This is a genomic window from uncultured Bacteroides sp. (assembly GCF_937912035.1).
Lineage (GTDB): Bacteria > Bacteroidota > Bacteroidia > Bacteroidales > Bacteroidaceae > Phocaeicola.
This window is the reverse complement of record NZ_CALDPF010000035.1, coordinates 168,703-181,210: the sequence shown is the minus strand read 5'-3', so window position 1 is coordinate 181,210 and position 12,508 is coordinate 168,703. Positions and strand designations below refer to the sequence as shown.

General features: G+C 42.5%; 8 protein-coding genes. 3 read left to right on the top strand and 5 right to left on the bottom strand.

The genetic code is table 11. The features are described from left to right. The first annotated feature begins 95 nt into the window (after positions 1–95). A complete protein-coding gene (locus Q0486_RS10035) occupies positions 96–455 on the top strand; it encodes a hypothetical protein (protein WP_299232551.1) in 360 nt (119 codons plus the stop codon). Between the two features lie 153 nt (positions 456–608). Beyond that, positions 609–2,879, top strand: a complete 2,271-nt coding sequence (locus Q0486_RS10030; RefSeq protein ID WP_299232633.1) for a TonB-dependent receptor — start codon at positions 609–611, stop codon at positions 2,877–2,879. A 112-nt stretch (positions 2,880–2,991) separates the two neighbouring features. On the opposite strand, the gene Q0486_RS10025 is transcribed toward Q0486_RS10030, so the two are convergent. Genes Q0486_RS10025 through Q0486_RS10015 form a run of 3 tightly spaced genes read right to left on the bottom strand, consistent with a single transcriptional unit; the run spans position 2,992 to position 8,767 of the window. Continuing rightward, positions 2,992–4,341 (bottom strand): efflux transporter outer membrane subunit, encoded by a 1,350-nt coding sequence (locus Q0486_RS10025; protein WP_299232631.1) that lies wholly within the window; start codon positions 4,339–4,341, stop codon positions 2,992–2,994. Between the two features lie 48 nt (positions 4,342–4,389). Then, positions 4,390–7,515, bottom strand: a complete 3,126-nt coding sequence (locus Q0486_RS10020; protein WP_299232550.1) for a multidrug efflux RND transporter permease subunit — start codon at positions 7,513–7,515, stop codon at positions 4,390–4,392. Positions 7,516–7,552: 37 nt separating this feature from the next. After that, positions 7,553–8,767 (bottom strand): efflux RND transporter periplasmic adaptor subunit, encoded by a 1,215-nt coding sequence (locus Q0486_RS10015; protein WP_299232547.1) that lies wholly within the window; start codon positions 8,765–8,767, stop codon positions 7,553–7,555. 284 nt (positions 8,768–9,051) lie between these two features. Here Q0486_RS10015 and Q0486_RS10010 point away from each other — a divergent pair, with 284 nt between their 5' ends. Next, positions 9,052–10,431 carry a threonine/serine exporter family protein gene (locus tag Q0486_RS10010; protein ID WP_299232545.1) on the top strand — a complete coding sequence of 460 codons (1,380 nt, stop codon included), beginning with the start codon at positions 9,052–9,054 and terminating at the stop codon, positions 10,429–10,431. A gap of 91 nt (positions 10,432–10,522) precedes the next feature. On the opposite strand, the gene Q0486_RS10005 is transcribed toward Q0486_RS10010, so the two are convergent. Both Q0486_RS10005 and Q0486_RS10000 read right to left on the bottom strand, forming a co-directional pair. Then, on the bottom strand, positions 10,523–11,275 hold the full coding sequence (locus tag Q0486_RS10005; protein WP_299232543.1) for a lysophospholipid acyltransferase family protein: 753 nt from the start codon (positions 11,273–11,275) through the stop codon (positions 10,523–10,525). A gap of 23 nt (positions 11,276–11,298) precedes the next feature. Then, positions 11,299–12,450 carry a metallophosphoesterase gene (locus Q0486_RS10000; protein WP_299232541.1) on the bottom strand — a complete coding sequence of 384 codons (1,152 nt, stop codon included), beginning with the start codon at positions 12,448–12,450 and terminating at the stop codon, positions 11,299–11,301. Positions 12,451–12,508: the final 58 nt, after the last annotated feature.

Here is a 12,508-nt window from a genome sequence, read left to right as displayed (position 1 = left end):
ATTTATATAACGCATAAAATTTGTTCCATTACATTGAATGCTTTAATATTTTGCTTATCTTTGCTGCGTAATTTATAATGAGTATAAATAGAGTTATGACAAAAAGCACTGGAGCATGGATTAGAATAACGGCCTCGCTGTTTCTTACTGTGTTTGTGGCATATTATGCCATAGTCTCTGCTTATGCCCATGTACACGTGGTGAACGGCGTAATGGTAGTGCATTCGCATCCATTCTCTGATCAGCATTCACATACAGCCGGACAGACTCTGGTTCTACATTTTCTTACGGATTTCCATTCTTTGGAAGCTTCGGAACCTTTGATTGTCGATACTCCGTTTCAACCTATATTCCTTATTGACTATACAGAACATGTCCCCACATGTCTGCTGCCGGAATTCGATTCCGGTATAGGTCTGCGTGCACCTCCTTATTCTTCATTTCTATTTGTATAGTAAGGTGCCATGTATGGTGTCCTGTCTTTTCGTGCCTGTATTTCTGTATAGGCATGGGATCAATATGTCATAACATTTTATCAAACTTGAATAAACGAAGAAATGAAGAAATTATCAATATTCATTTCGGCTCTTTTGTGCGCTATAGTCAGTATGGCGACAGGAGTCGATAATAACCCTGCGAAAGAGGGTAACGTAATAACAGGTCATGTAATAGAAAAAGGTACAGAAAACAGTCTTCCGTACGCTACGGTCATTATAGTGGAAACAGGCGAGGGAACAGTGACTGATACAGACGGATATTTCAAGCTTAAAAAAGTTCCTGCAGGCAGATATACGTTGAAAGTGAATTCAGTAGGCTATGCACAGCAGACCAAGGAAGTGAATGTAAGCGATGAATATACTGTAGATGTGCATTTTGTCCTTTCGGAAGAAACTATCATGACAGACGAGGTGGTGGTTTCTGCCAACAGAAATGAGACTAGCAGAAAGCTTGCTCCTGTGGTGGTGAATGTGATGAACAACAAGCTGTTCGAAATGGTAAATTCTACTGATTTGGCAAAGTCATTGAGCTATCAGTCGGGATTGCGTGTTGAGAACAACTGTCAGAACTGCGGTTTCCCTCAGGTGCGTATAAATGGCCTTGAAGGTCCATACTCGCAGATTCTTATCAATAGCCGTCCGGTGATGAGTGCATTGTCGGGTGTATATGGTCTTGAGCAGATTCCTGTGAATATGATTGAGAGGGTAGAAGTTGTTCGTGGCGGCGGCTCGGCTCTTTTCGGCGCAAACGCTGTCGGTGGTACCATCAATATCATAACCAAAGATCCGATAAACAATTCATTCCAGGTTTCTACCAATATGTCCAACCTTGGAGGAAAATCTTGGGAACAGTATATGGGAGCGAATGCCTCGCTCGTATCTTCTGACAATACATACGGAATAGCATTGTATCAGTCGTATAGAAACAGAAATCCGTACGATGCTGACGGTGACGGTTTCTCGGAATTGGGTAAACTGAATATGAATACATTCGGACTTAGAGCTTATTACCGTCCTACTCATTTCAGCCGTATCAGCCTGGAATATCATACTACAAATGAATTCAGACGCGGAGGAAGCAATTTCAATCTGCAACCCCATGAAGCATATATCTGCGAACAGACAAAGCATATTATTAACAGCGGAGGTCTGACATACGATGTCTTCTTCAATGAATATCGTCATAAACTCTCAGTTTACGGTTCTGTTCAGCATACAGACCGCAACAGCTATTATGGTACGCAGGAACTTGATGATCCGGGAAAGGCATACGGAACTACTGATGACCTTACTGCCGTAGGTGGAGCTATGTATGTGGGCAATATGGATGAGTGTCTCTTCTCTCCGGCTACTTTTACCGGTGGTCTGGAATATCAGTATAACTCTTTGCATGACATCATGGCGGGATATAACCGCGATTTAAAGCAGGATGTGAAAGTAGCCAGCGCATACGCCCAGAACGAATGGAAAATGGACAAGTTCACTTTATTGGCCGGATTTCGTCTTGACAAGCATAACCTTGTGGATAATGTGATATTCAGTCCGCGCGTGAATGCTCTGTGGAAACCATCGGATAAGGTACAGGGACGTCTGACCTGGTCAACTGGTTTCCGTGCCCCACAGGCATACGATGAAGACCTTCATGTTGCAGCCGTAGGTGGTGAGGCTATGATTATCCGTCTGGCGGAAGGGCTGAAACCTGAACGCTCAAACAGCTTCAGCGGTTCTGTAGATTGGAGTGCTTCGTTCGGCCATTTCCAATCAAACCTTTTGATTGAAGGTTTCTACACAATGCTTAACGATGTATTCTATCTTAAAAATATAGGTGAGGGCGATCAGCAGGGAACTACCATACAGGAGCGCTGTAACGGACGTGGTGCCAGAGTGTATGGAGCAAATATCGACTATAAGATAGCTCATGGTAGGGATGCTCAGTTGCAGTTAGGTTTTACTGCACAGCAAAGCAGATATACAGAGGCTGTTTATTGGAGCGAGGATGCAGATGTGGCACCTACAAAGAAGATGACGCGTACTCCTGACCTGTACGGTTATTTTACGTTTACTTCTGCTCCATTCAAGAATAAGAATTTTGATTTCTCATTGTCTGGTGTATATACAGGACGTATGCTGGTACCTCACTTTGCCGGTTATATAGAGAAAGATGTTCTTGAAAAGACTCCGGATTTTATGGAACTTAACCTGAAACTTAACTACACTTTTGTATTGAACGATCATCTGAAACTTCAGTTGAACGGTGGTGTGAACAATATGTTTAATGCTTTCCAGAAAGATTTGGATAAAGGTATAGGACGCGATTCAAAATACTTTTACGGTCCTACACAGCCGAGAACTATATTTATAGGAATAAAATTCTTTAATTAAGCAACCTGTTTAAAGGCCATTTAGAAAACATTCAGGCGGTGTTCAATGAACGTTCACTAAACGTTCTCTGAACACCGCCTGAACAGTTTTTAAACGGGTTATAAATTTGTCTTTATTTTGTATCCTGTGCCCATCCACCGCCAAGAGCCTTGTATAGATTTACAAGAGTAATCTGTTTGTCGCGTATGGCATTGCTCAATCCAATCTGTGCATCAAGATAACCACGCTGCGCATCCAGCAAGTCTATATATCCGATAACACCGTTGATATATTGCAGTTCGGCAAGGTCAAGAGCGCTTTTCGAAGCCTGCTCCAGTCTCAATCTGGTTTCGTATATATCACGTGTCTTGTTGAATTCCACGATAGCGTTTCTTGCATCTTTGAAAGCGTTGAGTACAGCTTTTTCATAGGCGTATGTAGCCTGCTCATATGCGGCTTTCTTGGCTTTAAGTGCTGCGCGATTCTTACCGAAATTAAATATTGGGGTAATGAGCGAACCGGCAATAAGGTGATGCGGAGATTTGAAAATATCTTTAAGTTCTTCACTTTCAGCTCCGTATGATGCTGTCAAAGTCAGGCGTGGAAACATATTTGTGAATGCTATTCCAACTGCAGCATTAGCTGCTATGAGAGACTGTTCCGCCTGTCTTACATCAGGACGTCTCTCCAGAAGGCTTGACGGCAAACCAACAGGTAGGGTAGCCGGCAGTAACACATCTTCAGGCAGCACTGAACGGTTTATATGATGTGGATATTCACCTGTCAGGAAAGCTATCTCATTTTCTTTCAATGATATTTTCTTCTCAAGATCAGGGATGAGCGTTGCTGTTCTGGCTAATTCCACCTGAGCTTGTCTGAAGGCTGTTTCGTTTGTTAACCCACCCTCGTATCTGATTCTGGCAAGATACAGACTTTCACGTCTCGCATCAACTGTCTTACGAACTATGGCCAACTCATTGTCTAATGCTACCAACTCGAAATATGATTGTGCCATTTGTGCGATGAGACTCATTTTCAGAGCGCGCTGGTTCTCTATGGAACCCATAAAATCAGCCATACTCTTATCACGTGCCCAACGTAGGTTTCCCCATAAATCAAGCTCCCAGGATACTCCTAATTTTATATCAAATTCATTGTCAAGTGATGGCTTATTACCACCATAATTTTCTTTTTCGTTCTCTGCATATATTTTGTTGGTTATAGCCGGAAACATGTTGGCCCAGTCGATACGCTTCATTGCTGCCAGCTCTTTGATGCGTGCACCGGCTATAAGCATATCCTTATTGTATTCAAGTGTTTTTCTTATTAAAGCCTGCAGCGTAGTATCTGTGTAAAGTTCTTCCCAAGGGAAATCACCCATAGATGTACTGTCCATGCTCATACTGTCAAGCACTTCGGGCATCTCAATCTGAGGACGTGTATAGTGCTTTCCTAATTGGCAACCACCGATGGTGGAAGCCATTAGGAAGAAGATTGTCAGTCTTAATATAGATGCTATATGTTTCATATGTTATGCTTTCTTTATGTTGATACGTTTCTGTTTCATTTTGCCTGTAGCCTTGTATATCATTACGAAGAAGAAAGGTACAAGCACTATACCTACTGTAACGGCTATGATCATTCCGAAGAATACTCCGGTACCGATTGCCTGTCGGCTGGCTGATCCCGGGCCTGTAGCCAATACCATAGGAAGCATACCAAGGATGAATGCCAATGATGTCATAAGGATAGGGCGGAAACGTAATTGCGCCGCATGTATGGCTGATTCTACAACATCTCTGCCTTTATCTACCTCGTCTTTGGCAAATTCCACAATAAGGATGGCATTCTTTGCTGCAAGACCGATAAGCATTACAAGACCAATCTGGAAGTAGGTATCGTTTTCAAGTCCGCATAATGTTACTCCGGCGTATGCTCCGAGCACTGCAACAGGAAGTGAAATCAATACTGCGATAGGTACTGTCCAGCTTTCATATAGTGCTGCAAGGAAGAGGAATACGAACAGGAATACAAGGGACAATATAATACCAGTCTGTCCGCCTGCTTGTTTTTCCTGATATGACAGACCGCTCCATTCCACACCTATGTTGTCAGGAAGTTTCTCGCGTGCTATCTGTTCCAGTATCTCCATTACCTGACCTGAACTGGCACCGTTGGCGGTTGTACCACGTATGACAGCCGAATTAAACATGTTGAAACGTTTGATACTACCCGGTCCAGTGGTGTAGTCTGTTGTTCCAAGTGCTGTAAGCGGAATCATGTCGCCAGATGAACCTTTTACGAAGAACAGACCTATGTTCTCACGTTGCTGGCGATAAGGAGCTTCAGCCTGGATATATACACGGTAGATACGGTTGAACATATTGAAGTCGTTCACATAAACCGAACCTGTGTAAGTCTTCATCGTAGAGAATACGTCAGCCATTGGTACTCCTGAGAGTTTCACTTTGTCGCGGTCAACATCGAAATACAACTGAGGTATTTCAGCCTGCAGTGATGATGACAGGCCTGCTATTTCCTTACGCATTGAAGCGTAATGCATCAAAGTGTCTGTGGCACGTACCAGGTCATCGTATGTAGCCTCACCTCTGGCTTCAAGCTGCATTTCGAAACCTCCGGCAGTACCAAGTCCTGGGATTACCGGTGGAGTGGAAAGGAACACCTTGCTCTCAGGATATGTTTCCAGTTCTTTCCGAACTCTATTCATAACCTCGTCTATCGTTGTATTGTCCCGTTCTTTCCATTCTTTCAGGATGACTGTGAGCTGGCTTCTTGCCTGACTTGTTCCAACACGTGGACTACTACCCGTAACGTTCTGAACATATTCTACTGCTGGATCTTTCATTATGAAGTCAATAGCTCTGTCGGTAACCTTGCGTGTACGTTCAAGTGTTGCTGTTTCAGGTAATTCAAGCTCCACTGTGAAATATCCCTGATCCTCTACAGGAAGGAAGCTGGTTGGTACTAATTTATGGAATACATAAATGAATACCAGAACCATACCGAAACCTGCCATTACTCGGTGAGGATTCTTTATTACACCTTTTATGTATTTAACGTAGTGGTTGTTACCAATTCCTAACCACTTGTTTATCCAGTTGAACACCCTGTTCTTAGGTTTGTCAGGATCTGTAGGCTTCAATATCAAAGAACACATCACAGGGCTTAATGTCAAGGCTACTACTGTAGAAAGAAGTACTGACACCACGATTGTTACAGTAAACTGGCGGTACAGCTGACCAGTGATACCGGAAAGGAAACTTACAGGAACGAATACCGCTGCCAACACCAGTGATGTTGCGATTACGGCTCCAACAAGACCTTCCATAGCTTTCTTTGTGGCTTCGTATGGACTGAGTTTTTCTTCCTCCATTATTCGTTCCACATTTTCTACCACCACGATAGCATCGTCCACCACAATACCGATGGCAAGAACGAGTCCCAGCAGCGTAAGCATATTGAGCGAGAAGCCGAATATCAGCATAAATCCGAATGTACCGATGAGTGATATAGGTACTGCTACTACAGGGATAAGCGTCGCTCTCCAACTCTGTAGAGAAAGAAATACCACAACGATAACCAGGAACAATGCTTCGAATAAAGTCTTGTAAACCTCGTGGATAGATTCCGATATATATTCGGTCATATCAAAAGGAAAGTTATATTCAAGTCCCTCAGGGAAAGTCTTGCTTATATCCTTCATTGCCTCTTTTACATTGTTCGCCACTTCCATTGCATTTGCTCCCGGAAGCATATATATACCAAGAACTGCTGCATTACCGCCGTTGATACCACTTTCTGTACTGTATGATGATGCTTCAAGAGAAACTCTGGCCACATCCTTCATTCTGATGAGAGAACCGTCCGGATTAGCTCTAAGTACTATCTCTTCAAACTGTGATGCTGAAGAAAGACGTCCCTGTGCTGTGATTGGAACGGTTATATCTATTCCGCTTGACATAGGCTGCTGACCAAGTACTCCGGCTGCCGATTCGCGGTTCTGGTCTTTAAGTGCATTCTGTAGATCTTGTACTGTAAGTCCGAAGTTGGCAAGTTTTGCAGGATCAACCCAAATCTGCATAGCATAGTAACGGCTACCGATGTTTGAAACTCTACCCACACCTGGAATACGGCGAAGGAGGTCAAGTACATATAGAGTTGCAAAGTTACTAAGATAAATCTCATCGAATTTTGGGTCGTCAGACATCAGAGTCAGTGTCATAAGCTGGCTGGCCGCCTGCTTTTCCACAGTGATACCATTCTGTACGACTTCTGCCGGTAGTCTTGATTCAGCCAATTTCACACGGTTCTGGATTTCTACTGATGCCATGTCAGGGTCAGCGGAAATGTCGAAAGTGACAGTAGCCGAGAAACCTCCCGAGTTTGAACTGCTGGATTCCATATAAAGCATCCCTGGTGTACCGTTAAGTTCCTGCTCGATAGGAGTAGCAACAGCCTGTGAAACTGTTACTGCACTCGCACCCGGATATGAAGCGCTGATTTTAACCACAGGCGGAGTAATCTGTGGGTATTGGTCAATAGGAAGCATCATCAATCCTATGATACCTACTATGACAATAAGTATTGAGATGACAGCCGAGAAAACAGGTCTGTCTATAAAGAAACTTACTTTCATAAATGTGTAGCTTGGTTAGTTTACCTCTGTGTTAATTTCACTTGCTTGTAGTGCTGCTGTCATTGTCAGCCTTGTTTTCTTCCTGGTTTATAGCTTCAGGAGCAACCTGTACTTTCACTCCCGGTGTTAGCTTGTGATAACCTTCTGTCACAATCATTTCACCAGGTGCCAGACCTCTTTCCACTACAACATCGTTCTTGAATTCAGGACCTATCTCTATGAAACGTCTTTCTGCTACGGAGTCACGTCGCATAACGAATACGTATGATCCGCCTTTTTCGATGATAAGTGATTTCTTTGGAATTACTGTAGCATTCTCTCTTACATCGAGAAGAACTTTTACGCTAGTAAACTGTCCCGGAAGAAGAACATGTTCAGGATTTGGCAACTCGGCTCTTACCTGGAATGTACCGGTCTTAGGATTAACCTGTGGAGCTGCGAAGTCCACCAGACCTTTATGTTCATATACTGTATTGTCCGGCAGTGTAACTGTTACAGTCTGTTTCCATGTACGTGTGGTATCTTTCTGACCGAAAGTAACGTTTCTTTCCTTGCTTTTAAGATAGTCAAGTGCTGTCATGCTGAAGTCCACGTTAACAGTGTCACTCTTTACAATGGTAGCAAGCAATGATTTGCCTCCGGTACCAACCAGAGTTCCCGGGTCAACAAGTCTTTCACTGATATGTCCTGAAATAGGGGAGCGTACAATAGTATATCCCAATTCTTGTTCAGCCTGTTCAAGGTCAGCCTTGCTCATACCTACACTTGCTTCTGCTGTTTCGTATGCAGCTATGGCATTGTCCAAGTCCAGCTGGCTGGCTGCGTTCTGCTCATACAGTGGACGGATACGGTCTAAGTCACGTTTGGCTTTCAGTGCCGTAGCCTCGTCTTTTTTCAACTGAGCTCTAGCTTTATCGGCTTTTGCACGGTATTGGTCCTGATTGATGACAAAAAGTACCTGATCCTTTTTAACGTAACTACCTTCTTCGAAGTGCATTCTTTCCAGGAAGCCTTCCACTCTGGCTCTGACTTCAACGAAAAGTTGTGCTCTGATTCGTCCCACATAGTCGCCATAGATCTCAACATTCTCCTGTACAACAGGTTGCACACACACAATAGGTTTTTCTATAACAGGTTTATCTTTTCTGTTGAAAATAAAATAAAAACCTACTACTAAGATAATGCAGATGCTTGCGTAAATGGCTTGTTTTTTCTTGAACTTCAAGTCCTTTTTTGTCAAAATTCGTTTCATATACTTATCTGTTAATATTTTAGATGCCGTTAAATTTAGGGCAATCCATGTGCCATAATTACTATGGAAAACCTAATTTATTGAAAATAAACTGTTTAAGCTGTTTTGTTAAGTAGTTTCTGTTATTAAAAGGTGTGTAATTTTTCCACAAAACTGTGGAAACGATATGTGATTTTTCTGTTTCTTATCAAATCCGGGTATTTTTTATATAATATTGCTCTGCAAAGATACGTATAAAATAGGAATAATTAATACCTTTGCAGCCGAAAACAAAACTTGACTATATGGAACATCTTCAGACGACAGAAAAAGTACATGATGAACTGCTGCTTCATCGACGAGTAGATTTACTTCTACGCACTGGGAAACTTTTGGTTGAGAGCCTTGCCGATACTAACCGTGTGGTAAGGAACATGAAGCGTACTGCCGCTTTCCTAGGTATTCCAGAAGAAAAACTTCACATCAACGTCAGTTTTACCATGCTTATGGTAAATGTGAGTGATGGTGATTATTCATTTACAAAATTCCAAAGGATAGAAGGTCATGGAGTGAACATGACTGCTATATCTGCTGTGAGCAAATTGTCATGGCGTGCAATCGAAAACGATTACACCCTTGACCAGTATGAGGAGGAGCTGGAAGAAATTCGTAAGCGCAAACGTAATTATACTCCTTGGCAGGTTGCTATCGGTGCCGGTTTTGCCTGCGGTGGATTCTGTATTCAGTTCGGTTGCGACTGGGTTGCTTTCCTTTATGCTTCAATAGCCGCTATAATCGGTATGAGGGTACGTGCCAAATGTAATGAGTCAGGTTTAAATCATTACATGGGTATTGCTATCGCTGCCTTTATTTCTACAATGTTGGCATGGGCATCTACATTATTGCCTGCTTCGTGGACAACCACTCCATGGCATCCGCTTTTGGCATGTGCATTGTTCATTGTACCGGGAGTGCCGTTGATAAACTTTGTTGATGATATGCTGGACAATTATATTCAGGTCGGTATAGTACGTGCTGTCAATACGTTGCTTATGGTTTCTGCCATGGCTTTCGGTATTGCTTTTGCTGTAAAGATATGTCATATTGAAAATTTCTTCCCGACTATCAGTATGGTTCCGCATCATACATATATTGAATATGCCATAGCTGCTGCCATTTCTGCAATGGGATTTTCTATGATATTCAATATACCTCGCCGTCTGTTGTGGGTTGTTGCCATAGGAGGCATAATAGCAGTTTGTACACGTAACTTCGTAAATTTGGGTCCAAGTACAGACAATATAGGTCTTGATATGGGACTTGTAATAGGATCGTTTGCCGGTTCTGTATTGGTAAGCCTTATAGCTATTAAGGCTGTACATTGGTTCCACTGTCCAAACCACGTATTGACTATCCCTTCTGTCATTCCTATGATCCCTGGAGTGCTTATGTACCGTATGCTTTTCGGTATCATCAATATGAATGTGGAATCACCTGAACAGATATCAGTATTGATGAAAGCAATACAGAGCGGTATTACTTCCGGTATGGTGATATTGTGTATTTCACTTGGTGTTGCCATTCCTAATATCTTTGGACGTAAATACATAGCTAAAGAAAAGAACAAACGTCTGAAAGAAATTCTTGCTGAACGCAAAGCTCGTGGTAAATTCGTAGAATGGTAATCAATTAAGTTTGATATAATACGAAAATAAAACAGCTCCGGCATAAGGAAACTAATTCCAATATGCCGGAGCTGTTTTTTGTATTACAGATTTATTGGTCTGGATTATCAACTTTTCCTTTATATTCGTCTGGTAGCGCACTTTCTATTACCTTATACGATTCTTCCATAAGCTCCTTGATGTTTTCAGGACCTTTGCATTTCGGGAAAATAGGCTTGTGGATAGTAAGCTTCATAGGATGCCATGACAACAGCTTGCCGGTACGCGGAAGTATATTAAACGAACCGTCTATAGTAAGTGGAACTACAGGAAGCTGGAGTTCGTCTGCCAACTGAAAGGCACCTTTTTTGAAGATTCCCATATGTCCGGTGAATGTTCTTGCTCCTTCAGGGAAAACTACCAGTGAAGTTCCGTCTTTCAGCACATGGAATGCCTGTTCTATGGTTTCGTGTATCTTTCTTGGACCCGATTTGTCAACGAAGATAAATCCTGCCGATTCGCATGCCTTACCCACGAACGGTATTTTTCTCAGACTTTTCTTCATCATCCATTTGAAGTTTCTTCCCAGAAAACCGTAGATCAGGAAAATGTCGAACGAACCCTGATGGTTTGCTACAAACACGTATGATTGTTTCTGGTCTATATTCTCACGTCCTTTTACTTTTATAGGTAGAAGTAAAGTGTAACATGTTATTTGTGACCAGAGCTTTCCGGGATAATATCCCCAGAAGTGTCCGTTGCCAAGATGGCATCCAATCATTGTCGTCAGTGCCGTAAGAATGGTTGTTACTAGGAATATCGGCAATCCAATGCAAATCTGATAGATAATGTACAATAATTTCATATTTATGAGTTTTTGAATTTCTGTTATTTTTTCTTTAGTGTGATTACTGTTATTTCCGGCCATGCTCCAAGGCGCATCGGGAACAATACGTGTCCTAGTCCTATGTTTACGTAAAGCCCTCTTTCTCCTTCCATATACATGCCGTTGTGTTCAGGATAAATGAACGATGATACAGACAGTCCGAAGAATGTAATCTGCATATCGTGCGTATGCCCTGACAGTGTGAGTTCAATATCCGATTCGGGCAGAACCTCCCTGCGCCAGTGGGTGGGGTCGTGGCTCATCAGTATCTGGAACATGCCTTCTGTACTTGCTGAGGCATCCTTCAGACGTGCATAGTCAGGAAAAGGCGGACGTCCGCTGTTTTCTACTCCTATTACAGCTATAGAGTCATTGCCCCTTCTGACAATGGTATGACTATTGTTCAGCATTCTCCACCCCATACTGTTTTCACGGGAAATGAGAGAATCTATATTCGCAATCCTGTCGGCTTCTGAATCCCATTTTACGTATGTTCCATAGTCGTGGTTGCCCAATACGGAGTAAACACCGTCCTTCGCCTTTAGCCCGGAGAATATTTCTGAGAATTCCAGTAGTTCGTCGGCACGGCTGTTTACCAGATCGCCGGTGAACAATGCCAGATCCGCATTCTGATTGTTGCATATATCTATAGCTCTTTTCAAAGCTTCCGGATTTCCTTTCCAGCTTCCGGAATGTATGTCCGAGAGTTGCATAATCCTGTAACCGTCGAATTCTTCAGGCAGATTTGCCGATGTGAATGTCACTTCCCTTACCTTGAAAATCTCTTTTCCCTTTATTGCTCCGAAAAGAATATATCCCAGCATAGCCAGAGCTGGCAGTGTAGATATTGCCGCATGAGGTATTTTCAATCCAGAAACTTTATTTATCCCCCTTAGTATAAGGCTGAATAAGACAAAGGTCAGTTTAGGAATGCAGAAGCATAAGGTTACGATAAGATATATGCCGAAATAGTCGTGCAGACTGTCGTGTAAGGCTATGAAGATAGCCAGCATCACGAGCATAACAATAGTGGGCCACCAAAGAAGCCTACTGTAAAGCTCACTTTTCTTGCGCCTGATATATATACGGTGTATGTACCAGTCCGGCAGCAACAGCATCAGCAGAAAAAATATTGCAACTCTAAGTAAGATCATTAAGGATTAATAATTAAAAATTAATAATTAACAGCTAACAGCTAATAACTAACAACTG

What these genes read in the sequence shown, in the direction of transcription:
- Q0486_RS10010 (WP_299232545.1), top strand. Translation starts at nt 9,052, where the DNA reads ATGGAACATCTTCAGACGACAGAAAAAGTACATGATGAACTGCTGCTT.
- Q0486_RS10020 (WP_299232550.1), bottom strand. Translation starts at nt 7,515, where the DNA reads ATGAAAGTAAGTTTCTTTATAGACAGACCTGTTTTCTCGGCTGTCATC.
- Q0486_RS10005 (WP_299232543.1), bottom strand. Translation starts at nt 11,275, where the DNA reads ATGAAATTATTGTACATTATCTATCAGATTTGCATTGGATTGCCGATA.
- Q0486_RS10000 (WP_299232541.1), bottom strand. Translation starts at nt 12,450, where the DNA reads ATGATCTTACTTAGAGTTGCAATATTTTTTCTGCTGATGCTGTTGCTG.
- Q0486_RS10015 (WP_299232547.1), bottom strand. Translation starts at nt 8,767, where the DNA reads ATGAAACGAATTTTGACAAAAAAGGACTTGAAGTTCAAGAAAAAACAA.
- Q0486_RS10030 (WP_299232633.1), top strand. Translation starts at nt 609, where the DNA reads ATGGCGACAGGAGTCGATAATAACCCTGCGAAAGAGGGTAACGTAATA.
- Q0486_RS10025 (WP_299232631.1), bottom strand. Translation starts at nt 4,341, where the DNA reads ATGGCTTCCACCATCGGTGGTTGCCAATTAGGAAAGCACTATACACGT.
- Q0486_RS10035 (WP_299232551.1), top strand. Translation starts at nt 96, where the DNA reads ATGACAAAAAGCACTGGAGCATGGATTAGAATAACGGCCTCGCTGTTT.